A 23,996-nucleotide genomic window follows, 5' to 3' on the forward strand; every position below is an offset into this window, starting at 1 on the left:
TAAATTGACTTCAATTGATCCGGGTTTACTGTTAACAAGTAAACCAAGTACAACCACTACAGGTAACTCCAGTCTTGGAAAAGATGAATTTTTAAAAATCCTGATGGCACAGCTGCAACATCAGGATCCTCTTAACCCGATGGAGGATAAAGAATTCATCGCGCAAATGGCTCAATTTTCATCATTAGAGCAAACAACAAATATGGCAAATATGTTGGAGAGATTTTTAACTACCCAAACTCAAGGAGAATCTATCTTAAAATATTCTGAAATGATTGGAAAGCATGTCGAATGGATGAATGCTGAAGAACAAACTGGAGGCGGCATTGTTAAAGCAATTAAACAATCTGAAACAGGGATTATGCTAGTGCTGGAGGATGGGAAAGAAATATCAAGTGATTTTATAAAAAAAATAAGCAACGCCGAGTAATTCAACGATACTTACTGAAAAATTTGATTGCTAAAGGGAGAGATCTGACATGTTACGTTCATTATACTCAGGAATCAGCGGAATGAAAAACTTTCAAACAAAATTAGATGTTATTGGTAACAACATTGCTAACGTCAATACGTATGGGTTTAAAAAATCGCGTACAACTTTTTCTGATTTATTTAGTCAGCAAATATCTGGTGCAGCTGGTGCAACAGATAATAAATCCGGAACAAATGCAAAGGAAGTTGGTTTAGGATCACAAATCAGCTCAATCGATACAATTCACACAACTGGATCGACGCAAATAACATCTAGATCATTGGACCTTGCATTAAATGGTGAAGGGTTTTTTATTGTTGGGACACTTAATGATCCTGATGCAGTAGACATTGATGAGGGTAATAATTCAGGGACTAATCGAATTACTGGTCCTATTAAAGATGCTATTAATTTAAATTATACGAGGTCTGGTAATTTCTATTTAGATGATAAAGGATATCTCGTTACCGCAGATGGTATGTATGTTATCGGAGAATCAGGTAAAGTGGACGCGAATAACTTTGGAACTACTCCAACTGAAATTCCTGGTCTCATCCAGATCCCATTAACAGCTCAAAGCTTTAGTATTGGACCAGATGGTACTGTGAATTTCGTTAATGAAAATGGTGAATTAAACGTTGGTGGCCGAATTAGAGTCGTGAACTTCGCAAATGAAGGCGGTTTGGAAAAAGTAGGCGGGAATTTATATCGAGAATCAGCAAACTCCGGAACAGTAGATCAAGATAACAATGGTATCGCCTTAAATGATCTATCAATTGCCGGTGAAGATGGAACTTCAACAATCATCTCCGGCGCCTTAGAAATGTCAAACGTAGATCTTGCTGAAGAATTCACTGAAATGATTGTTGCCCAGCGCGGATTCCAATCAAATACAAAGATTATTACAACGTCAGATGAAATCCTGCAGGAATTAATGGGGCTAAAACGTTAAGAAAGGGGAAGCGGGCTGATAAAAAATCCGTTTCATAATTATTAGCCCATGCATCTATGATTCAGTTAACTAGACTAAATGGAAAACCATTTTCACTAAATGCATTATATATTGAAGTCATTGAATCATTTCCTGATACAACCATCACGTTAACTAATGGACATAAATACGTTGTAAAAGAGCCAGAACAAGAGGTTTGCATGAGAATTGCCTCTTTTTATAGAGATATTAATGTTCTGTCGTTAAGAAAGGGCTCGGAGGTCTTGGAGGATGAATAAAAAGCTTTTAAGCATTATGCTTGTCATTATCATTTCGATTACTTTAATAGGTGTGACAGCGTTAGTTGTTGTCATGAAATTTCAAGGTGATAAGGAGCATAATGAACCATCAATAGAAGAGGTAGTTGAGGCAAGTGTGGATATCCCGGAAATCACGACAAATTTAGCTAGTGGAAACATCGTACGCCTATCATTCAAAATCGAAACCGATTCTAAAAAAGCAAAAGAGGAATTGGAACAACGAGAATTTCAAATTCGCGATATTATCATTTCAGAATTAGCCAATATGACCGCTGAACAGCTTGAAGGAAAAGAAGGGATGGACAAGCTGAAAGCAGCGCTTAAGCAAAAAACAAATGGTTTAATGCAAGAAGGCAAGATCAATAAGGTTTATACCACTTCCTATATCCTTCAATAAGATAAAAAGAATTTATTAGGAGGTGAAATCTTTGGCAGGTGATATTTTATCACAAAGTGAAATTGATGCCTTGCTCTCTGCCATTTCGGCTGGTGAGATGGATGCAGATGAATTAAAGAAGGAAGAGGCCAATAAAAAGGTAAAAGTTTATGATTTTAAGAGGGCTTTACGCTTTTCTAAGGATCAAATCCGCAGCTTAACAAGAATACATGATAATTTTGCACGGTTACTAACCACTTATTTTTCAGCACAGCTTCGTACGTATATTCAAATTTCTGTTGGATCAGTAGATCAATTGCCATATGAGGAATTTATTCGCTCGATCCCGAAAATGACTGTATTAAATGTTTTTGAAGTTCAGCCGCTTGAGGGAAGAGTCCTCATGGAAGTAAACCCGAATATCGCATACGCCATGATGGATCGAGTAATGGGAGGACTTGGATCAAGCATAAACAAGATTGATAATTTAACAGAAATTGAAACGAAAATCATTTCAAACATATTTGAAAAGTCTCTGGATAACTATCAGGAAGCTTGGGACTCGATCATTGATATTGAACCGGTAATGGCTGAATTTGAAGTAAATCCACAATTTTTACAGATGGTTTCTCCAAATGAAACCGTTGTTGTGATTTCACTAAATATACAAGTTGGAGAAGTAAGTGGGATGATAAATCTTTGTATACCGTATGTTGTTTTAGAGCCAATCATTCCAAGACTTTCCGCTCACTATTGGATGCAATCTGATCGTAAAGAGCCTAAACCAATTGAGATTGAAGCTTTAAAGAAACAAATTCAATTAACTGAATTAACAGTGTCAGCGGAGCTTGGCTCTTCGGAATTGTCAATTCAAGATTTTCTGCACCTTCAAATAGGGGACGTTATCCAATTGGACTGCTCCATCGACCAGCCATTAGTAGTTAACGTAGGAGAAAAGCCAAAGTTTATTGGACAACCAGGAAAATTGAACAAGAAATTAGCGGTTCAAATTATTGATCACGTAACAAGGGGTGACGAAGAAGGTGAGTCATAATATGTTATCTCAGGATGAAATTGATGCTTTGTTAAATGGAACAAGCATTGATACAACTGTAGAAGTGAACGGGGAAGAAAGCTTGAAAACTGAGGATTATTTTAATGCGATGGAAGAGGACGCTATTGGGGAGATCGGAAATATATCATTCGGAAGTTCTGCAACAGCATTATCTAATTTATTACAACAAAAGGTTGAAATTACAACACCAAGTGTCTCTATTGTCCGTAAAAGTAAATTAGGTGAACAGTTTCTGCACCCATATGTTGCCATTGAAGTGAATTATACCGAAGGGTTTTCTGGCAGTAACTTATTTGTCATCAAGCAAAACGATGCAGCTATCATTGCCGATTTAATGATAGGTGGCGATGGAATGAATCCTGATGCGATGCTTGGTGAAATCCAAATTAGTGCCGTTCAGGAAGCGATGAACCAAATGATGGGTTCTGCTGCAACATCGATGTCAACCATATTTAATAAGAAAGTTGATATTTCACCACCGAGCGTTGAACTGCTTGATGTTAACCAAAGCGATGATACACCCGAGGTTGTCAATGATGAATTATTAGTTCAGGTTTCCTTTCACTTAAAGATCGGAACCCTTATTGATTCAAATATAATGCAATTATTACCTTTATATTTTGCGAAAAACTTAATTGAGGAGTTAATCAGTCCAAAGCATGAGGCTGTTACGGCTGAAGCTGTGATTGAGCAGCCGTCATCTTTGATAGAAAACATTAAGCTTCATGGTAATAGCAATCAGGGAATCGGAATAAATCAACTTGAGCAAAAAATGTATTCACACCAATTACAGCAACAACCAAGCCAGCAAAATATAGAACGGACACAACAACAAATGTATACAGGGCATCATCCGCAGCAAACAGTTAATGTAAAACCTGCTGATTTTACTTCGTTTGAGCCAGTACAATTGCAACGTCAGGATACAAAGAATCTTGACATGCTTCTTGATATTCCATTGCAGGTAACAGTGGAATTAGGAAGAACGAAGCGTTCTGTTAAAGAGATTTTAGAACTATCGTCCGGTTCGATCATTGAGCTTGATAAGCTCGCAGGAGAACCAGTTGATATTTTGGTGAATAGTAAAATTGTTGCTAAAGGGGAAGTCGTCGTTATTGACGAAAATTTTGGCGTGCGTGTAACAGATATTATTAGCCAGACGGAACGCTTAAATAAACTTAAATAAAGTTAAATAGATTAGGAGTGGAATTTATGGCACATAAAATTATGATTGTTGACGATGCAGCATTTATGAGAATGATGATTAAAGACATATTAACGAAAAATGGTTATGAAATCGTTGCTGAAGCAGCTGATGGTGTTCAAGCTGTTGAAAAATATAAAGAACACCAGCCAGATCTCGTAACGATGGATATTACCATGCCTGAAATGGATGGTATTGCTGCATTAAAGGAGATTAAACAAATCAACCCAAATGCAAAGGTGATCATGTGTTCTGCAATGGGTCAGCAAGCAATGGTTATTGATGCTATTCAAGCAGGAGCAAAAGACTTTATTGTAAAGCCATTTCAAGCAGACAGAGTATTAGAAGCGATCGGAAAAACATTGGGCTAAAGGTGGAGTAAAATTGCTTCATAAACATTATCTTTTGTTGTTTGTTGTCGCTCTAATTCTGTTTTCTCCGCAAGCGGCAATTGTCCTTGCGGAGGAAACCGGAAATGAGAGTGTATATGAAACGATAGAACAAGAGCAGTCAAAGGATGCGGAAGCTGCTCCAATTGATCAAATTCAAAGTAAGGAGCCTGCTGCTCAAGACAATGCCGTTTCCGTTTCAGCATTTGATTTTATAAAAATGCTTATGGCTTTAGCTTTTGTTCTTTTATTAATTTATTTTTTATTAAAGTTTGTTACAAAGCGAAACAATTTTTTTCAACAAGGTCAAATAATTGTGAACCTTGGTGGAACTAGTTTAGGACAAAATAAATCCATTCAGATGATAAAGGTTGGAAAGCGTTTATTAGTGGTTGGTGTCGGTGAATCCATATCATTACTCAAAGAAATTGATGATGAAGAAGAGAGGATCGAATTAGTAGAAGAATTTGAACGTAAGAAGCAGCAAATGGTCGAACCAAAGGATTTTATTCAAAAGCTTATTCTAAAACAGAATAGAAAACTGAATGAGACAACCAATCAAAAAGCAGCTTTTTCGTCATCGTTTAAAGACCAACTGGAAAAAGTGAAAAAAGAACGGAAAAAACAGCTTGAGGATGTTAAAAGAAAGGGAATAAACAAGCATGAATGAATTTATGGAGTTTTTTAATAATAGTGATGCGGAAAGTGTTAGTACGTCTGTAAAGCTATTATTGTTATTAACGGTCTTGTCGATTGCCCCGAGTATTTTAATTCTGATGACCTGTTTTACACGGATTATTATTGTTCTTTCTTTTGTAAGAACTTCACTTGCTACACAGCAAATGCCTCCAAATCAAATCTTGATCGGCATTGCCTTATTTTTGACTTTTTTTATTATGGCACCTACCTTTTCAAAGGTGAATGAACAAGCATTGACACCATTATTTAATGAAGAGATTCAATTGGAAGAAGCATATGAGCGCGCTGCGGTTCCATTTAAGGAATTTATGAGCAAACATACGAGACAGAAGGATCTAGCCCTTTTTTTAAATTATGCAGGTGTTGAAAAACCAGAATCAATCGGAGATATACCATTGACAGCTCTAGTTCCGGCATTTGCCATTAGTGAAATTAAAACGGCGTTTCAAATTGGATTTATGATTTTTATTCCGTTTCTAGTCATTGATATGGTCGTGGCAAGTGTCCTCATGTCGATGGGGATGATGATGCTGCCGCCGGTTATGATTTCTCTGCCTTTCAAAATTCTGTTATTCGTGTTAGTTGATGGTTGGTATTTAATTATTAAATCCTTGTTGCAAAGCTTTTAGAATGGGTGAGAATGAATGAGTTCAGAGTTTGTCATTTCATTAGCAGAAAAAGCAGTATATATTACGTTAATTATTAGTGGACCGTTATTATTATTAGCGCTTGTGATTGGACTAGTCGTAAGTATTTTTCAGGCAACTACTCAAATTCAGGAGCAAACACTTGCATTTATTCCGAAAATCGTTGCTGTGTTAGTTGGACTTATTTTTTTCGGACCATGGATGCTCTCAACATTGGTCTCTTATGCGCAAGATATTTTTGGGAATTTAAATAGGTTTGTGGGGTAAAGGATGATCACAATAATTGAAAACTATCCTGGATTTCTATTAGTTTTTATGAGAATAACTGCTTTTTTTATAACCTTGCCATTATTTTCTTATCGAAACATCCCTACCGTGCATAAGATTGGATTTTCTTTCTTTTTAGCATGGATCATGTTTTTTGCTTTGGATTTTCCAACGATTGATATAGATGGTCAGTATTTTATGCTTATTATAAAGGAAGCACTCCTCGGCTTAATGATAGGTTTTACTGCTTACTTTCTCCTATCAGCAGTCCAAATCGCCGGCAGCTTTATAGATTTTCAAATGGGGTTTATCATTGCAAACGTCATCGATCCGCAAACTGGTGTACAAAGTCCATTAATTGGTCAATTTTTATATACGCTTGCTCTTTTATTGATGATCAGCATTAACGCACATCATCTTTTATTAGACGGAGTTTTTTATAGCTATCAATTCGTTCCGATCGATCAATTATCATTGCCTTTGGGACAGGAAAATGTGATCGAATTCGTTGTTCGAGCGTTTCATTCGATGTTTATGATTGCTTTCCAAATGTCAATACCAGTAGTCGGTTCATTATTTTTAGTCGATCTTGCATTGGGTATCGTGGCCAGAACCGTTCCCCAGTTAAATATTTTTGTTGTAGGTCTTCCTTTGAAGATTGGAGTAAGCTTTATCATGCTTATTTTGGTTATGGGTGCATTATTTGTATTCATGCAGCAGCTATTTGAGACGATGGCATTAACAATGCGCGGTCTTATGGAAATGCTTGGAGGAGTAGGCAATGAAATGTCTTAAACTAAATTTGCAGTTTTTTGCAGGAGAAAAAACAGAAAAAGCTACGCCGCGCAAAAAACAGGATGCACGTAAAAAAGGGCAAGTTGCCAAAAGTGCGGATGTTAATACCGCTCTATCCCTATTAGCTGTATTTTTATCGTTTTTATTCATCGGTGCTTTTATGAGAGATCGCATTTTACTCATGATGAAGGGGACCTTCCAGGACTATCTACTTTTAGAACTTACGGATCAAAATGTACATGATTTTTTATTAACGATGTCCTATCAAGCTGTCATAATTCTTGCTCCAATTATGGCTATTGCATTAGTAGCTGGTATTCTTGGAAATTATCTTCAAGTTGGATTTTTGTTTTCAACCGAAGTGCTTCAAATGAAGTTAAATAAATTGGATCCTATCGAAGGTTTTAAAAGGATCTATTCAATTCGTGCAATTGTTGAACTATGTAAGTCATTATTAAAAATTTCTTTTGTAGGTTTTGTCACCTTTGCAGTTATTTGGTTTGATATGGATAATATTCTGCGCTTATCGCAATTGGCAATTGAACAATCTTTTCTGTTTATCTCAACATTAACCGTCAAAATGGGATTGTTTGCATCAGCAGCACTATTGTTTTTATCATTTTTAGATTATCTCTATCAACGTTATGATCATGAAAAAAATCTCCGAATGTCAAAGCAGGACATTAAGGATGAATATAAAAAATCTGAAGGTGACCCATTAATAAAATCGAAAATTAAGCAAAGGCAGCGTGAAATGGCAATGAGAAGGATGATGCAGGATGTCCCAACTGCAGATGTTGTCATTACCAACCCAACACACTATGCCATTGCATTAAAATATGATGAATCAAAAATGGATGCTCCTTTCGTTGTAGCGATGGGGGTTGATCTTATTGCCCAAAAAATAAAAGAAATTGCTCAGTCCAATGATATTATGCTCGTTGAAAATAGACCTCTTGCTAGAGCTTTATATGAACAAGTTGAAATTGGACAAGCGATACCTGAGGAGTTTTTCCAGGCAGTTGCAGAAATAATTGCCTATGTCTATCAAGCAAAAGCAATCGAAAGAAATTAGTATTATTAAATGATAGATAGACATTCGATGCATAAAAGATAGATGAAAGATTGATTGATTTAAGGAGAGAAGATACATGTCTGCAAGGGACTTATCTGTATTACTTAGTGTTATTTTAATCGTTGCCATGCTGATCATTCCGTTTCCGGGGTGGTTATTAAGCTTCTTAATTATCATTAATATTTCTCTTGCATTGTTAGTGATCCTTACATCAATGAATATGAATGAACCGTTGCAATTTTCGATTTTTCCATCGCTGATTTTACTCTTGACACTGTTCCGTCTAGGGTTGAATGTTTCAACAACTAGAGCAATATTATCGGAAGGTGATGCAGGAAAGGTTGTTGAAACATTTGGAACCTTTGTAACTGGAGGAAATGTACTAGTTGGTTTTGTCGTGTTTATCATTCTGATTATTATTCAGTTTATTGTTATTACAAAAGGCTCAGAGCGTGTCTCTGAAGTGGCTGCCCGGTTTACATTAGATGCTATGCCCGGAAAGCAAATGAGTATCGATGCAGATTTAAATGCTGGAATGATAACTGAGCAACAAGCAAGAGAGCGAAGAGAAAAAGTTGCAAAAGAAGCAGATTTTTATGGAGCAATGGATGGTGCCAGTAAGTTTGTAAAAGGTGATGCTATTGCTGGAATTATTATGGTGTTAATTAATATGCTGTTTGGCATTATTATTGGCATGATGCAAAATGGCATGGGAATTAGTGAAGCAGCAGCCCATTATACGATGCTGACAGTTGGCGATGGGATTGTGAGCCAAATTCCTGCTCTCTTAATTTCTACAGCAACGGGAATTGTTGTGACACGAGCAGCATCTGAAGGGAATTTAGGAACGGATATAACAGCACAATTATTTGCATTTCCAAAAATGCTTTATGTTGCTGCAGGTACCATTTTATTATTGGGCCTTTTTACACCGATTGGGATATTTCTTACATTGCCTATAGCAGGTCTTCTCGCATTTGGAGGATATATGATTTCAAAATCGAAGATAGAACAGGTGCCAGATGAAGAAGTGCTGGAACAGGAACATGAGTTGGATGAAATGAAAAGCCCGGAAAGTGTTGTCAATTTATTAACAATCGATCCGATTGAATTTGAGTTCGGTTATGGATTAATCCCTCTTGCAGACGCGAATCAAGGGGGGGATCTGCTAGATCGGATCGTAATGATAAGACGGCAATTAGCCATCGAATTAGGAATTGTTATACCAGTTGTCCGTATCCGTGATAACATCCAACTGCAGCCTAATGAATACCGATTAAAAATCAAAGGCAACGAAGCGGCAAGAGGAGAAATTCTTCTCGATCATTATTTAGCAATGGCACCTGGAATTGAGGATGGAACCATTGAAGGGATCGATACGATCGAGCCATCATTCGGACTGCCAGCAAAATGGATTGCAGAAGAAGTAAGGGATTCAGCAGAAATGTATGGATTTACAGTTGTTGACCCGCCTTCTGTTGTCTCAACACATATAACAGAAGTGATAAAACAACATGCTTATGAGCTTTTGGGCAGACAGGAGACAAAACAATTAGTGGATCATCTTAAGGAGAATTATCCTATTTTAGTAGAAGAGGTCACACCAACACCACTTGGGATTGGCGACATTCAAAAGGTGCTTGCTAAGCTTTTGAAAGAAAAGGTCTCGATTCGAAATCTCCCAATTATTTTTGAAACATTGGCTGATTTTGGCAAAATGACCTCTGATTCAGAGTTGCTTGGTGAATATGTAAGACAAGCATTAGCTAAACAAATAACAGCTCAATATGTTGATCAAGATCAAATGCTAAAGGTTGTCACATTATCAGGAAGAATTGAGAAAATGATTGCTGATGGTGTACAACAAACAGAACATGGCAATTACTTATCATTAAGCCCTGATGTCTCGCAAGCGATTATTGAAGGAATCGCCAAAGAGGTTGAAAAACTTTCACTGCAGCAGCAAACACCTATTGTCCTGTGTTCCCCTGCAGTAAGGATGTATGTAAGACAGCTTACAGACCGCTATTTTTCACAAGTGCCAATTTTATCTTATAACGAATTGGAATCAAATGTAGAAGTTCAAAGTGTTGGGGTGGTGAATATTGAATGAAGGTAAAGAAATATGTTGCTTCATCAATGCAGGAAGCAATGAATCAGATTCGTTCTGAAATGGGCAATGACGCTGTTATTTTAAATTCAAAAGTAACGCAAACAGGCGGGTTTTTAGGGCTTTTTTCAAAAAAAAACATTGAAGTTATAGCGGCTATTGACCCTGAAATATCACAACAACTTGTAGGAAAGACGAAGCATGTTCGTAACGCTGCTGCTTTTGAAACGCCAAAGAGGGAGGCTGCGACTGATAATGAACCGCTTGTGAAAGAACAAAATCAGCAGTTATTGGATGAAATCCAACAGTTAAAGGGGGTAATTCAGTCCTTTTCTACTAATAAAAAAAGTGAATTTTATCCTGAACCGCTTAAAATGATACTAAAAGAAATGACAAAACAAGAGGTTCACCCTTCTTTACGAGGGAGGGTGATATCAAAGCTAATAGAGTATTGGCATAGTGAAAATGGAGATGTAACTTTTGAACAGCTTAGAGAAAAAGAAGCAGAACTCTTCAAAAATGAACTTGAGGGAATAGAGTTTGGCGGCATCTCTTTTCAAAAGAAATATATAAATGTAATCGGTCCGACGGGTGTTGGGAAAACAACAACCTTAGCAAAATTAGCTGCAGAATGTGTATTGGAGAAGAAAAAAAGTGTAGCTTTTATCACAACAGACACATACCGTATTGCAGCAATAGATCAGTTAAAGACTTATGCAAATATTTTAAAAGTACCGATTGAGGTTTGCTATAACATAGATGATTTTATTGCTGCGAAAAAAAAGCTTGATCAGTATGATTTTATTTTTATTGATACTGCTGGTCGAAACTTTTTAGAGTCCCAATATGTTAAGGATCTCCAGAAAATCATTGATTTTAATCATGAAATTGAAACATTTCTCGTTTTAGCTGCTACTGCAAAAACAGTAGATATGCTCGCTGTTTATGAGCAATTCTCAGTAATTCCAATAGATAAGCTTATCTTTACAAAGTTGGATGAAACATCAACAAGAGGCCCTTTGCTTGATGTGATCATGAAAACAAATTTGGGAATTGCCTATACTACACATGGTCAAAATGTGCCCGATGATATCGAAGAAGCAACAAGAGAACGGATAGTCGAACAGATATTGAGGTAAAGGAATATGGGAAACGATCAAGCTGATAAATTAAGAGAGCGCCTGAACGCTTTTCATACAAAATCGAAATCAATAGCAGTAATGAGCGGGAAAGGAGGAGTCGGAAAGTCTAACTTTTCCTTGAATTTTTCCTTAGCTTTACAAAATGTACATAAAAAAGTTTTATTGTGTGATTTAGATATCGGTATGGGGAATATCGAAATTCTTATGGGGGAAAGCTCAACATTCACAATCGTTGATTTTTTTGAAAAGAATCTTTCTTTAAAAGAAACCATCTCAACATCGGTAATTGGGTTGGATTATCTTTCTGGGGGAACCGGATTGGGGACCATATTTCGAATGAATGACAGGAAATTTCAGCGATTTTTAAGAGAATTAGAACAAATAATGAAAGAATATGATTTTATTATTTTTGATATGGGTGCTGGAATCTCTGAAGACAGCTTACTTTTTTTACTTTCAGTAGATGAAATAATTGTGATAACCACCCCGGAACCTACCGCACTGACAGATGCATATGCAGCAATAAAACATGTTTGTATCAATCATGATTCAACTGCCTTTTCAATTGTTGTTAATCGTGCTCTAAATTACAGTACAGGGGCTGCTGCATTTAGTAGACTTCAACAAACAATGTCACAGTTTCTTAAGCGTGAGGCTTCATTATTAGGAATCATTCCAGATGATTCTGCAATCCTGAAAGCCGTAATTGCTCAAAAACCTTTTATTGTCTATCAGCCAAGCTCACAAGCTAGTAAGGTGATTAGTAAAATGTCAAAGGAATATTTAAAGAATCAAACGTTCATTTTTACGGAAGCTGAACAAGCACCTTTTATTTCAAAGCTTAAAAGTTTCTTCGTGAGAGGGAGGTAAAGGGAGTGGGGAAAATTCGCGTCCTTGTCGTAGATGATTCAGCCTTCATGAGAAAATTAATTCCTGATTTACTTTCCGAAGAAGAAAAGATTGAAGTGATAGGAACTGCGAGAAATGGTCAAGATGCAGTAAAGAAAGTTGAATTATTAAATCCTGATGTTATTACGATGGATGTTGAAATGCCCATAATGAATGGACTTGAGGCATTAAAGAAGATCATGAAACAATTTCCGAAGCCTGTTATTATGTTGTCCAGCACCACAAAAGAAGGTGCCCAAAATGCGATTTTATCATTGCAAGATGGAGCATTTGATTTTATCGCAAAGCCTTCTGGAGCCATTTCATTAGATTTATATAAAGTGAAGGAACAGCTAATCAAAAAAGTGCTGCTTGCTAAGTCTGCTAACATTGGGAAATTACAAAGGAATCCAAATATAAAAAATAGTATCAACAAGGAAAAAGGATATAGTAAAATAGACTCATATTTTAATAATCGACAACTTTACATTCCGAAATCGACTTCCTTGAAATCAATTGTTTGTATAGGAACCTCTACAGGGGGACCAAGAGCCTTGCAGCAAGTTTTGCCAAAATTACCAGCTGACATTGATGTGCCGATTTTTATTGTCCAGCATATGCCGTCTGGTTTTACGGAATCACTTGCAAACCGGCTTAACTCGATTTCGAGGATTATAGTAAAGGAAGCCAGGCATGGTGAAGAGGTAAAAAAAGGAGTAGCTTATATCGCCCCAGGAGGTTCTCATCTTAAGGTCCAAAAATCCGGCGATTCTTTAAAGGTGATTCTGGATAAAACGGATCCACGGAACGGTCATCGGCCTTCTGTTGATGAGTTATTTGAAGCATTAAGTGAACTACCTGATTATCGGAAAATTGCCGTTATTCTCACTGGCATGGGCTCTGACGGGACGGAAGGACTAAAAAAGCTTAAATTATCAGGTGCTGTAAATGCCATTACAGAATCAGAACAATCTTCCATCGTTTTTGGGATGCCTAAATCAGCGCAAAAAACGAACTTAGTTGATAAAGTAGAACATTTAGATAATATCGCAGCTTCTATCATGGAGTTTATTCGAAAATAAGAGGTGTTGTCCGAATGGATATGAATCAATACTTAGAAGTTTTTATTGAAGAAAGTAAAGAGCATTTACAATCATGTAATGAAAAATTACTAGATTTAGAGAAAAATCCTAATGATCTATCTATTGTCAATGAAATTTTTCGTTCAGCTCATACGTTAAAAGGAATGAGTGCAACGATGGGGTATGAAGATATAGCAAATTTAACCCATCAAATGGAAAATGTATTAGATGCAATTAGAAGAGAAAAGCTTTTTGTGACAGCTTCCCTGTTTGATGCCGTTTTTGCCTCTTTAGATGCGCTTGAGGAAATGGTTTTTTCTATTGCAGCAGGTGGTGATGGTAAAAAGAACGTATCTGCTATTGTTGAGATGCTAAAAGCAATCGAACATGGTGAAATTAGTCAAAATCCGGCCAATCCTGATCAAACCGGCAATGAAGATAAGAAACAAGCAATCGATGAATATGATGAGTTTGAATATACAGTTATTAAGCAGTCAAAAGAACAAGGCTTTAGCGCCTATGAATTGACGGTTTCTCTTCGTGAGGATTGTTTATTAAAGGGTGCAAGAGTTTTTATGGTATTTGAAATTTTAGAACAAATTGGTGAAGTGATCAAGGCCGTTCCAGCTGTAGAGCTTTTAGAAGAGGAAAAATTTGATTCCAAATTTACTGTGGCCATTATTTCAAAAGAACCAAGTGATGTAATTAAAGAAAAAATTATGAAGGTATCTGAAATTGAAGCGGTGTTTGTACAAATAATAGACCCCGACAATGCAAATAGCTCCCTAGAAACAAAGTCAACTCCTGGTACAGTCCAGAGCGGAGAGAATGTGAGAAAAAGGGAAGAAAAAGATGAACAGGACAAGGAAACCAATTTGCAAAAGGTGAAAAAACAGGTTGCTGCAACAAGTAGCAAAACGATTCGCGTTAATATTGAGCGTTTAGACATCTTAATGAATCTTTTTGAAGAGCTTGTGATTGACCGTGGCAGATTAGAACAGATTTCAAAGGATTTAAATAATAGTGAACTTGATGAAACGGTTGAAAGGATGTCGAGGATTTCCGGAGATCTTCAAACCATTATTTTGAATATGCGGATGGTACCGGTCGAAACAGTTTTTAATCGTTTCCCTCGGATGATTCGTCAGCTTGCAAAGGATCTAAATAAAAAGATAAACCTGAAAATTAGCGGTGCAGACACAGAATTGGATCGAACTGTCATTGATGAAATTGGTGATCCGCTTGTGCATTTATTACGAAATGCGATTGATCATGGCATAGAAATGCCCCAAGTTAGGTTGGAAAATGGGAAACCAGAGGAAGGAAACGTTAGTTTACGAGCATACCATAGCGGAAATCATGTATTCATCGAGATTGAGGATGATGGGGCTGGTATTAATCGTGAACAAGTTTTACAAAAGGCGATTGAGCGAGGAGTTGTTACAGAGCAATCAGCTGCAGCCTTAACTGATAAACAAGTGTATGAGCTTATATTCTCATCAGGTTTTTCAACTGCAGAACAAATTTCTGATATATCCGGTCGAGGTGTAGGACTTGATGTGGTAAAAAGTACGATCGAATCACTCGGAGGCTCAATCTCAATCGATGCAGAACAAGGAAAAGGCTCGTTATTCTCTATTCAACTACCACTCACTTTATCGATTATCTCAGTAATGCTTGTTGAATTACAAAAGGAGAAATACGCCATTCCGCTTTCTTCAATTATTGAAACAGCGGTTATAAAAAATGAAGATATCCTTCATGCCCATAATCAAATGGTTATTGATTACCGTGGCAAAATTGTACCTTTAGTATTTTTGACAGAGATCTTTGAAGTACCGGTAGAAAAAGTGAATGAAGACTATGTTTCTATAATAATTGTACGAAAAGGGGAAAAAATGGCGGCACTTGTAGTTGATTCCTTTATTGGTCAACAAGAAGTCGTTCTAAAATCACTTGGAAACTATTTAACTTCCGTTTTTGCAATCTCTGGTGCAACAATATTAGGAGATGGACAAGTTGCTCTAATTATTGATTGTAATGCTTTAATTATGTGAGACTTCCTTCAGTGGGTGTTTTCTTCATCCCCACTGATGGTTCTCGAGACTTATTACACTTAAACCGCCACATCATGTGGCTTCGCCTGACTTGGACATCCTGTCCTTCGTCGGATCTTTACGGGCAGTTATTCCCAACTTATTTCTTAGCTTTTCTTGAAACTTGAAGAGGGAATTTTGCTGCCCGTTAAGATGGCTAAAATAGAGGAAATGCTCGGGAAGGGGTATATCATATGAGTGAATTCATATCGGATAACATAAAAATCATCGTGTTTCAGTTAAAAGATGAGGAATATGGTATTCCTGTGCAACAAGTTCGATCAATTGAAAAGTTTCAACAAATTACTAGAGTTCCTAGAACAGCTCCTTATATTAAAGGGGTTATTAACTTAAGAGGTGTAGTGACACCAATAATTGACTTACGTAATCGCTTTGGTTTTGAAGAGCTTTCTACTGATGAAAGCACCCGTATAATTATTGTTTCAAAGGATGATAAGGAAGTCGGATTTATAGTCGACGCTGCAAACGATGTAATTGATATTGATTCTGACCTTATCGAACCTGCACCTGAAGTAGTGGGTGCCGTCCATGAAAAATATATTCAAGGTGTGGCTAAGCTTGAAAAACGTCTGATCGTCATGATTGATTTAGACGAGATTTTAGAGATGGAACGAGAACCCCACATGCTTATGTAGGTGCAGAATATGGAATATGTAAATCTTCTTTCTAATAAACATCTAGATGTATTAAAAGAGGTTGGTAATATCGGGGCCGGTCACTCGGCTACTGCACTTTCAAAGTTGTTAAATAAAAAAATTGACATGATGGTTCCTCATGTAAAGGTAGTCTCTTTCAACGAATTAACGGAATGGCTTGGCGGTCCGGAGGTTGTGATTGCAAGTGTGTATTTGCGAATTGAAGGAGACATACCGGGGTCATTATTTTTTGTTCTTAGTATTGAACAAGCTGAACGTTTTATTGGTCAATTAATCGGGGATTCCACTTTTACATTAAAGGAGCCATTTTATAATGAAATAGGATTATCAGCATTTCAGGAACTAGGGAATATTTTAACCGGATCCTACCTTTCATCCTTGTCTGACCTCACAGATTTACATCTTTATCCTTCTGTTCCTGCTTTATCATTCGATATGTTTGGTGCAGTGATCAGTCATGGCTTATTGGAATTATCTGATATTGGTGATTATGCAATCATTATCGATACAGTTATAAAAGAAGAAGATCAGCAGAAGTTTGATACCGTAAAGGGTCATTTTTTTCTTTTGCCTGATCCAAGCTCGTTTAACAAGCTTTTTAAGGCACTAGGTGTAAATGATGAAGAATGATTCCTTTGAAATAATAAAAGTTGGTATTGCTGATCTAAACGTGGTAAAGGCTCCTAATCGTATCAGAACATCTGGTTTAGGATCTTGTGTAGGGTTGGTTTTATTTGACAAAATAAATGATGTTGCAGGATTGGCACATATTATGCTGCCAGATTCTTCGCTTGCAAATAAAGGGATATTCAATCATGCGAAATATGCTGATACTGCTATACCGCAGCTAATTAATCGTTTAGTAGCAGCTGGTGCGAAAAGCAGGTCGCTGCAAGCCAAAATGGCGGGCGGTGCTCAAATGTTTCAATTTCAATCAGTCAGTGACATGATGAGGATCGGGCCAAGAAATGTAGAGGCCATCATCGACGTGTTGAACTTATTTCATATTACCCTTATAAGTTCGGATGTTGGTGGTAATAGTGGAAGAACCATTGAATTTGATCCAAAAACATGTGAACTTACCATACGAACAGTAAATCAAGGTACAAAAGTGATTTGATTAGAAGAGTTTGGCCTTAAACTCTTGCTAAGGGGGATCTAAATGACACAATTAACAAAAACAGACGAACAAGCAATATGGCAAAGATGGATAAGTGTACGTGATTCACATGCAGGAGATATCCTCATTAAACGGTACATGCCCCTTGTTTCTTATCATGTACAAAGAATTTCTGTAGGACTTCCAAAAAACGTGAATAAAGATGATTTAATGAGCTTAGGCTTATTTGGTTTATATGATGCATTAGAAAAATTTGATCCAAATCGTGATTTGAAATTTGATACATATGCTTCCTTCAGAGTAAGAGGAGCCATTATTGATGGACTGAGAAAAGAAGATTGGTTACCGCGCAGCTCAAGGGAAAAAGCAAAGCGAGTGGAAGCTGCCATTGAAAAATTGGAGCAAAAGCATCTTCGTAATGTTACCTCAAAAGAAATTGCCTCTGAACTGGGTCTTTCTGAAAGCGAGGTAATAACTGTTATGAATGAAGGATTTTTTGCTAATGTACTCTCAATTGATGATCAGCTATTTGACCAGGATGATGGAGAGGGCATTGGATTTACCATTAAGGATGAACAGCAGCCAAGTCCAGAAGAAATGATTTTAAAAGATGAACTTATCTGCCAATTAGCTGAAGTGATAAATGAGTTGAGTGAGAAGGAGCAGCTTGTCATTAGCTTTTTTTACAAAGAAGAACTAACGTTAACTGAAATAGGTCAAGTAATGAACTTATCTACATCAAGAATTTCGCAAATCCATTCAAAGGCATTATTTAAATTAAGAAAAATTTTAGCAAACGTGATTCATTAATATTAAATAGACTTTAATACCAATCCTTGAAATAGGATACCGAAGATTATTCCAAGGGATGCTGAAAATGACAATCTTACTTTTCATCATTAGTTTACTGCTACATATTGTTTCATTTTATTTTATTATTGTTTTGTTTACAAAGTACTCTACAATAAAAGATCTTGCAAATACTCAGAAAAAATTACTTGAGGAAACGGAAGAAGCGATGACAGGCTTTTTAATCGAAATAAAGGATGAGAACGAACGGCTCCTCTCCGAATTAAAACAGCAAGAGAAATTGACCGTATCAGAAGAAAGGGTAGAAGTTTCTTCAAAAAAACTACTTGAACATGGAACGGAAATGGATAAAACTCAGAAAGAGCTTCCTGAATATTTAAACAGTGTAAATAAAATCGAAGATATTATTGAACTATCTCATTTTTCACAGGAAAAAAGTCTTCCTTTTGAAATGGAGGCTATAAATCTTTATGAAAAAGGTTATACTCTTGAACAGATTGCAAAAAAGTTAAATAGGGGCAAGACAGAAATTGAGCTGCTTCTTAAATTTCGACAGAACTAAACAAATCTAAAGAAGTTGAACTTTAGCCTTGATTGTCATATTTTGATATGGTATATTAATTTTTGGTGTTAATACACACGCTTATAGATTTAAGCATTGGTGCTGTTAGTTCTTTTAACAGTTATGCTTAAAGATGATGTAAGCGGAGGAGATCAAAAACCATTAGGAGGAACAAACACATGTCAGTAATTTCTATGAAGCAATTGCTTGAAGCTGGTGTTCACTTCGGTCACCAAACACGCCGTTGGAACCCAAAAATGAAACGTTACATCTTTACTGAGCGTAACGGCATCTACATTATCGACCTTCAAAAAACGGTTAAAAAGGTTGAAGAAGCTTACAAATTCGTTAAAGAACTTGGAGCTGAAGGCGGTACAATCCTATTCGTTGGTACAAAAAAACAAGCACAGGATTCAGTGAAAGAAGAAGCTGAACGTTCTGGAATGTACTATGTTAACCAACGCTGGTTAGGTGGTACGTTAACAAACTTTGAAACAATCCAAAAACGTATCAAGCGTTTAAAAGATATTCAAAGAATGCAGGAAGATGGAACTTTTGAAGTACTTCCTAAAAAAGAAGTTGTTCAACTGAACAAAGAGCTTGAGCGTCTTGAAAAATTCCTAGGCGGAATTAAAGACATGAAGCAATTACCAGATGCATTATTCATTATCGATCCTCGTAAAGAGCGTATCGCTGTTGCTGAAGCTCGTAAATTAAATATCCCAATCGTTGGTATCGTTGATACTAACTGTGATCCGGATGAGATTGATTACGTAATCCCAGCAAATGATGATGCAATTCGCGCTGTTAAGCTGTTAACTGCAAAAATTGCTGATGCAATTTTAGAATCTAAACAAGGTGAAGAAACAACAACACCTGCTTAATGTGCAAAAGGTGATAAGGGGAATTGGCCTTTTATCACCTTTTTTTAAGCCATATTTACATAAAGCACTCAATGACAAATAACAATAAAAATTGACCCTTAAGGAGGAATACCGTTATGGCAGTAACTGCACAAATGGTAAAAGAACTACGTGAAAAAACAGGCGCAGGAATGATGGATTGTAAAAAAGCGTTAACTGAAACAAATGGCGACATGGATAAAGCAATCGACTTCCTACGTGAAAAAGGTATTGCAAAGGCAGCTAAAAAAGCTGATCGTATCGCAGCTGAAGGCTCTACATTAGTAAAAGTTAACGGCAATGAAGCAGTTATTTTAGAAGTAAACTCTGAAACAGACTTCGTTGCGAAAAATGAAGGCTTCAAAGAGCTAATCAACGGTTTAGCCGATTTCTTATTAGCAAAAAAACCAGCTGATGTTGATGCAGCTGTTGCAGAAACTATGGACAATGGTCAAACTGCTGGAGATTATATTAACGCTGCAATTGCCAAAATTGGTGAGAAAATCACTCTTCGCCGCTTTACTATTGTTAATAAAACAGATAACGATGCATTTGGTGCTTACTTACATATGGGAGGACGCATCGGCGTTCTAACGTTATTAGAAGGAACAACTGATGAAGAAGCAGCGAAAGATGTTGCAATGCATGTTGCTGCTGTTAACCCTAAATATGTGTCACGTGATCAAGTTTCTGCAGAAGAAGCTGAGCATGAGCGTGAAATTTTAACTCAACAGGCTCTTAACGAAGGCAAGCCTGAAAATATTGTAGCGAAAATGGTTGAAGGCCGTTTAGGAAAATATTTTGAAGAGATTTGCTTACTTGATCAAAGCTTTGTTAAGAATCCAGATCAAAAAGTTAAACAATTTGTTGAATCAAAAGGCGGTACTGTGAAAACATTTATCCGTTATGAAGTTGGAGAAGGTATTGAAAAACGCCAAGACAACTTTGCTGAAGAAGTAATGAATCAAGTGAAAAAATAAGTATAATTATCGATCACTCTCATTATAGCTTATAGTGTTTGTGTGTATTGATTATACATCATTTCTTAAAATGAAAAAGGGAACACAAGGCTGTGTTCCCTTCTTTTGGAGATACATACTATTTCTTTCAAATTTTAAATGTAACAAAAGCAAAGTTGGAGGTAATTATGAGTAAACCAAAATATCAACGTATTGTTCTAAAATTAAGTGGAGAAGCACTTGCGGGTGACAGCGGCTTTGGTATAAACCCTGCAGTTATTCAATCAATTGCAAAACAGGTAAAGGAAATTGCAGAATTAGATGTTGAAGTTGCAGTAGTCGTAGGCGGAGGAAACATTTGGCGAGGAAAAATAGGTAGTGAAATGGGTATGGATCGTGCGACTGCCGATTACATGGGAATGCTGGCAACTGTTATGAATTCCCTTGCTTTACAAGACAGTCTTGAAACATTAGGTATTCAAACCCGTGTTCAAACTTCTATTGAAATGAGACAGGTTGCTGAGCCTTACATAAGAAGAAAAGCGATCCGACATTTAGAGAAAAAACGCGTTGTTATTTTTGCAGCTGGGACAGGAAATCCATACTTCTCAACAGATACAACAGCTGCCTTACGTGCCGCTGAAATCGAGGCGGATGTTATTTTAATGGCAAAAAACAATGTGGATGGTGTTTACAACGCTGATCCTCGTGTGGATAAAGATGCCGTGAAATATGATACTTTATCATATTTAGATGTACTAAAAGAAGGTCTTGCGGTAATGGATTCAACAGCATCTTCTTTATGTATGGATAATGATATACCGTTAATTGTCTTCTCCATTATGGAAGAAGGGAATATTAAACGGGCTGTTATAGGCGAAAATATTGGAACAATCGTAAGGGGGAAATAATCTTGGCTAAACAAGTATTGGCAAACACAAAAGAGAAAATGGAAAAAGCAGTTGCGTCTTTAACTCGTGAATTAGCATCCGTAAGAGCTGGCAGAGCGAGTGCTAACTTATTAGATAAGATATCAGTTGATTATTATGGTGCTCCTACACCGGTTAATCAGCTTGCTTCTATCAGTGTTCCAGAAGCACGTCTTCTTGTTATTCAACCTTATGATAAGTCTATTTTAGGTGATATTGAAAAAGCGATTCTTAAGTCTGACTTAGGCTTAACACCTGCAAATGATGGTTCATTAATTCGTCTTTCTATACCTGCTCTTACAGAAGAAAGACGTAAAGAACTTGTAAAATTAGTGAAAAAATATGCAGAAGATGCAAAAGTTGCCATCCGTAATATTAGACGAGATGGAAACGATGACCTTAAAAAGCTTGAAAAAAATGGCGAAATAACCGAAGATGAATTAAGAAGCAATACAGAAAACGTCCAAAAATTAACGGACGAATACATTATTAAAGTAGATAATGTAGCAAAAGATAAAGAAAAAGAAATCATGGAAGTTTAATTCAAAAGCGGAAGCGCCTTGCTCAGCGACGTAGAAAAAAGAGCACTCCGTATGAGATAAAGGAAACACGAAGAGCGATAGCGATTCGATGTTGACTTACGCATGCGAGGAGTGTGAAGTTCAATAGTCGCTAGAGCTGGATGTCACGTAAGCTAATCCATAGTGCAAGGAAATTTATAGTTTCCTAAACAATAAAAAATAGGTACAATAGATATGTGAAAGACCCTCTAATGTTTACAGGGGGTTTTTTTGTTAATACTGTTAACATCATCATGGTAAAAAGAGATCATGAATTATTGGGTGATGGAGGAAACACATGCTCAACATATTAAAAAAGTGGAAAGGAAGTTCTCAAACCACTAAAGAAGAAACGATAGTCAAAGCGGATGTTTTAAAGGGAGAAATACCTGAACACATTGCGATCATTATGGATGGGAATGGAAGATGGGCAAAAAAACGTGCTCTTCCAAGGATTGCGGGACACCATGAGGGAATGAAGGTTGTACGGAGAATTACTAGACAGGCGAATGAACTTGGTGTTAAAGCTCTAACCTTATATGCATTCTCTACTGAAAATTGGAAAAGACCTAAAACAGAAGTTGAATATTTAATGAAGCTGCCCGAAGAATTCTTAAATACCTTCTTACCAGAATTGATAGAGGAAAATGTACAAGTCCGAATTATCGGTGAAAAAAATAGACTACCGGTACATACGTTAAGAGCAGTTGAAAAAGCAATGAGCGACACAAAGAGAAATACTGGACTCATATTAAATTTTGCATTGAATTATGGAAGTCGATCCGAGATTATTTCAGCCGTGCAAAAAATTGCGAATGACATAAAAAACGGGCGAATCGATGAAACGGCAATCAATGAGTCGCTTTTTTCTGAATACTTAATGACAAACCCGCTAAAGGACCCTGATCTATTAATAAGAACAAGTGGTGAAATACGATTAAGTAATTTCATGTTGTGGCAGCTGGCATATACTGAATTTTGGTTTACGGATATCCTTTGGCCGGATTTCACTGAACAAAACTTACTTGAAGCAATTCACACATATCAACAAAGAGGACGCAGATTTGGCGGCGTATAAAAGGTGATGATGTACAATGAAACAACGAATATTAACTGCAGTATTGGCTGCAGCTATTTTTCTTCCATTCGTTATTTACGGAAAACTTCCGTTTACGATTTTTGTTTATTTATTAGCTACAATTGCTTTACATGAATTATTAAAGATGAAAAAAATCTCGTTGGCTAGTATACCTGGGTTAGTCAGTTTAGTCATTTTATGGGTTCTTTTAATCCCTTCTGCATATATTGAGATTTTTGTTAAATTTTCTAAAGCGGAATTTGCATTATTAGCTCTGCTTCTGTTATTAACCTATACGGTTGTAACGAAAAATAAGTTTACATTCGATGATGTAGGTTTTGTTGTTATTGCGATTTTTTATTTAGGAATTGGTTTTTATTTTCTAATCGAAACGAGAAACCTTCATCCAGGTGGTCTAGAACTTGTTTTTTATGCATTAATATTGATATGGGTAACTGATTCAGGTGCTTATTTTGTTGGACGTGCAATGGGTAAGAAAAAATTGTGGCCGGAAATCAGTCCCAATAAAACCATTGAAGGTGCAGTCGGAGGCGTAGTCTTTGCAGTAATCTTTTCTTGGATCTACCATTATTTCACAGGGGTACTTGATAATTATCTTGTCGTAACTTTTATGACGATCTTCCTATCAGTCTTTGGTCAAATGGGAGACCTTGTTGAATCTGCACTAAAACGTCACTACCAAGTAAAAGATTCTGGTACCATCCTTCCAGGACACGGAGGAATATTAGACCGTTTCGACAGCTTGTTATTTGTGTTACCATTATTACATTTTTTAAGAATTATTTTTTAAACCGTTTTGATTGGAAGTGA

General features: G+C 36.6%; 27 protein-coding genes and 2 pseudogenes. All 29 read left to right on the top strand.

Going from position 1 to position 23,996, the window contains the following annotated elements; genetic code table 11:
* Window positions 1–4: 4 nt before the first annotated feature.
* The 29 genes and pseudogenes from flgD (at window position 5) to ACSVDH_RS11600 (ending at window position 23,976) form a co-directional block, all read left to right on the top strand.
* On the top strand, window positions 5–430 hold the full coding sequence (gene flgD / locus ACSVDH_RS11460; RefSeq protein WP_439249480.1) for a flagellar hook assembly protein FlgD: 426 nt from the start codon (window positions 5–7) through the stop codon (window positions 428–430).
* A 49-nt stretch (window positions 431–479) separates the two neighbouring features.
* The gene (gene flgG / locus ACSVDH_RS11465; RefSeq protein ID WP_439249481.1) at window positions 480–1,424 is read left to right on the top strand and encodes a flagellar basal body rod protein FlgG; all 945 of its coding nucleotides are present in this window, start codon (window positions 480–482) and stop codon (window positions 1,422–1,424) included.
* 56 nt (window positions 1,425–1,480) lie between these two features.
* Window positions 1,481–1,702, top strand: a complete 222-nt coding sequence (locus ACSVDH_RS11470; RefSeq protein WP_299090090.1) for a flagellar FlbD family protein — start codon at window positions 1,481–1,483, stop codon at window positions 1,700–1,702.
* Window positions 1,695–2,120, top strand: coding sequence for a flagellar basal body-associated protein FliL (fliL, locus tag ACSVDH_RS11475; protein ID WP_299090092.1), 426 nt, complete (start codon window positions 1,695–1,697; stop codon window positions 2,118–2,120). The genes ACSVDH_RS11470 and fliL overlap by 8 nt, the downstream gene beginning before the upstream one ends.
* Window positions 2,121–2,151: 31 nt before the next feature.
* A complete protein-coding gene (fliM, locus tag ACSVDH_RS11480) occupies window positions 2,152–3,153 on the top strand; it encodes a flagellar motor switch protein FliM (RefSeq protein ID WP_439249482.1) in 1,002 nt (333 codons plus the stop codon).
* Entirely contained in the window at window positions 3,143–4,360 is a 1,218-nt protein-coding gene (gene fliY, locus ACSVDH_RS11485; protein ID WP_439249483.1) for a flagellar motor switch phosphatase FliY, read from the top strand. The genes fliM and fliY overlap by 11 nt, the downstream gene beginning before the upstream one ends.
* Window positions 4,361–4,386: 26 nt before the next feature.
* Window positions 4,387–4,749 (top strand): chemotaxis protein CheY, encoded by a 363-nt coding sequence (gene cheY, locus ACSVDH_RS11490; RefSeq protein WP_299090100.1) that lies wholly within the window; start codon window positions 4,387–4,389, stop codon window positions 4,747–4,749.
* A 13-nt stretch (window positions 4,750–4,762) separates the two neighbouring features.
* Window positions 4,763–5,437, top strand: a complete 675-nt coding sequence (locus tag ACSVDH_RS11495; RefSeq protein WP_439249484.1) for a flagellar biosynthetic protein FliO — start codon at window positions 4,763–4,765, stop codon at window positions 5,435–5,437.
* Window positions 5,430–6,095 carry a flagellar type III secretion system pore protein FliP gene (gene fliP / locus ACSVDH_RS11500; protein ID WP_439249485.1) on the top strand — a complete coding sequence of 222 codons (666 nt, stop codon included), beginning with the start codon at window positions 5,430–5,432 and terminating at the stop codon, window positions 6,093–6,095. The genes ACSVDH_RS11495 and fliP overlap by 8 nt, the downstream gene beginning before the upstream one ends.
* Before the next feature lie 15 nt (window positions 6,096–6,110).
* Window positions 6,111–6,380, top strand: coding sequence for a flagellar biosynthesis protein FliQ (gene fliQ / locus ACSVDH_RS11505; RefSeq protein ID WP_439249486.1), 270 nt, complete (start codon window positions 6,111–6,113; stop codon window positions 6,378–6,380).
* A 3-nt stretch (window positions 6,381–6,383) separates the two neighbouring features.
* Window positions 6,384–7,175, top strand: a complete 792-nt coding sequence (gene fliR, locus ACSVDH_RS11510; RefSeq protein ID WP_439249487.1) for a flagellar biosynthetic protein FliR — start codon at window positions 6,384–6,386, stop codon at window positions 7,173–7,175.
* Complete coding sequence (flhB, locus tag ACSVDH_RS11515; protein WP_439249488.1) at window positions 7,162–8,250, top strand: flagellar biosynthesis protein FlhB; 1,089 nt, start codon at window positions 7,162–7,164, stop codon at window positions 8,248–8,250. The genes fliR and flhB overlap by 14 nt, the downstream gene beginning before the upstream one ends.
* A gap of 76 nt (window positions 8,251–8,326) precedes the next feature.
* Window positions 8,327–10,363, top strand: a complete 2,037-nt coding sequence (gene flhA, locus ACSVDH_RS11520; RefSeq protein WP_439249489.1) for a flagellar biosynthesis protein FlhA — start codon at window positions 8,327–8,329, stop codon at window positions 10,361–10,363.
* Window positions 10,360–11,499, top strand: a complete 1,140-nt coding sequence (flhF, locus tag ACSVDH_RS11525) for a flagellar biosynthesis GTPase FlhF (protein WP_439249490.1) — start codon at window positions 10,360–10,362, stop codon at window positions 11,497–11,499. Before flhA ends, flhF begins: the two co-directional genes overlap by 4 nt.
* Before the next feature lie 6 nt (window positions 11,500–11,505).
* Complete coding sequence (locus ACSVDH_RS11530) at window positions 11,506–12,372, top strand: MinD/ParA family protein (RefSeq protein WP_439249491.1); 867 nt, start codon at window positions 11,506–11,508, stop codon at window positions 12,370–12,372.
* Window positions 12,373–12,377: 5 nt separating this feature from the next.
* A complete protein-coding gene (locus ACSVDH_RS11535; protein WP_439249492.1) occupies window positions 12,378–13,472 on the top strand; it encodes a protein-glutamate methylesterase/protein-glutamine glutaminase in 1,095 nt (364 codons plus the stop codon).
* Between the two features lie 20 nt (window positions 13,473–13,492).
* Window positions 13,493–13,717: pseudogene (locus ACSVDH_RS11540) on the top strand (Hpt domain-containing protein); the annotation flags it as partial.
* Window positions 13,718–13,933: 216 nt separating this feature from the next.
* Window positions 13,934–15,529, top strand: a pseudogene (locus ACSVDH_RS11545) (chemotaxis protein CheA); the annotation flags it as partial.
* Between the two features lie 233 nt (window positions 15,530–15,762).
* A complete protein-coding gene (locus tag ACSVDH_RS11550; protein WP_299090120.1) occupies window positions 15,763–16,224 on the top strand; it encodes a chemotaxis protein CheW in 462 nt (153 codons plus the stop codon).
* 9 nt (window positions 16,225–16,233) lie between these two features.
* Window positions 16,234–16,875 (top strand): chemotaxis protein CheC, encoded by a 642-nt coding sequence (locus ACSVDH_RS11555; protein WP_439249494.1) that lies wholly within the window; start codon window positions 16,234–16,236, stop codon window positions 16,873–16,875.
* Complete coding sequence (locus tag ACSVDH_RS11560; RefSeq protein WP_439249495.1) at window positions 16,865–17,365, top strand: chemotaxis protein CheD; 501 nt, start codon at window positions 16,865–16,867, stop codon at window positions 17,363–17,365. Before ACSVDH_RS11555 ends, ACSVDH_RS11560 begins: the two co-directional genes overlap by 11 nt.
* Before the next feature lie 42 nt (window positions 17,366–17,407).
* Window positions 17,408–18,175, top strand: coding sequence for an RNA polymerase sigma-28 factor SigD (sigD, locus tag ACSVDH_RS11565; RefSeq protein WP_439249496.1), 768 nt, complete (start codon window positions 17,408–17,410; stop codon window positions 18,173–18,175).
* Between the two features lie 67 nt (window positions 18,176–18,242).
* Complete coding sequence (locus tag ACSVDH_RS11570; RefSeq protein ID WP_439249497.1) at window positions 18,243–18,737, top strand: Swarming motility protein SwrB; 495 nt, start codon at window positions 18,243–18,245, stop codon at window positions 18,735–18,737.
* A 179-nt stretch (window positions 18,738–18,916) separates the two neighbouring features.
* Entirely contained in the window at window positions 18,917–19,621 is a 705-nt protein-coding gene (gene rpsB / locus ACSVDH_RS11575; protein WP_299090128.1) for a 30S ribosomal protein S2, read from the top strand.
* 116 nt (window positions 19,622–19,737) lie between these two features.
* Entirely contained in the window at window positions 19,738–20,619 is an 882-nt protein-coding gene (gene tsf, locus ACSVDH_RS11580; protein ID WP_299090129.1) for a translation elongation factor Ts, read from the top strand.
* A 167-nt stretch (window positions 20,620–20,786) separates the two neighbouring features.
* A complete protein-coding gene (pyrH, locus tag ACSVDH_RS11585) occupies window positions 20,787–21,509 on the top strand; it encodes a UMP kinase (RefSeq protein ID WP_046515046.1) in 723 nt (240 codons plus the stop codon).
* A 2-nt stretch (window positions 21,510–21,511) separates the two neighbouring features.
* Window positions 21,512–22,069, top strand: a complete 558-nt coding sequence (gene frr, locus ACSVDH_RS11590) for a ribosome recycling factor (protein ID WP_299090131.1) — start codon at window positions 21,512–21,514, stop codon at window positions 22,067–22,069.
* A 316-nt stretch (window positions 22,070–22,385) separates the two neighbouring features.
* The gene (gene uppS / locus ACSVDH_RS11595; protein WP_439249499.1) at window positions 22,386–23,165 is read left to right on the top strand and encodes an undecaprenyl pyrophosphate synthase; all 780 of its coding nucleotides are present in this window, start codon (window positions 22,386–22,388) and stop codon (window positions 23,163–23,165) included.
* Between the two features lie 16 nt (window positions 23,166–23,181).
* Window positions 23,182–23,976 carry a phosphatidate cytidylyltransferase gene (locus ACSVDH_RS11600; protein WP_439249500.1) on the top strand — a complete coding sequence of 265 codons (795 nt, stop codon included), beginning with the start codon at window positions 23,182–23,184 and terminating at the stop codon, window positions 23,974–23,976.
* Window positions 23,977–23,996: the final 20 nt, after the last annotated feature.

The organism is Metabacillus sp. Hm71 (assembly GCF_051842955.2).
In the GTDB taxonomy this organism is placed as follows: Bacteria; Bacillota; Bacilli; order Bacillales; family Bacillaceae; genus Metabacillus.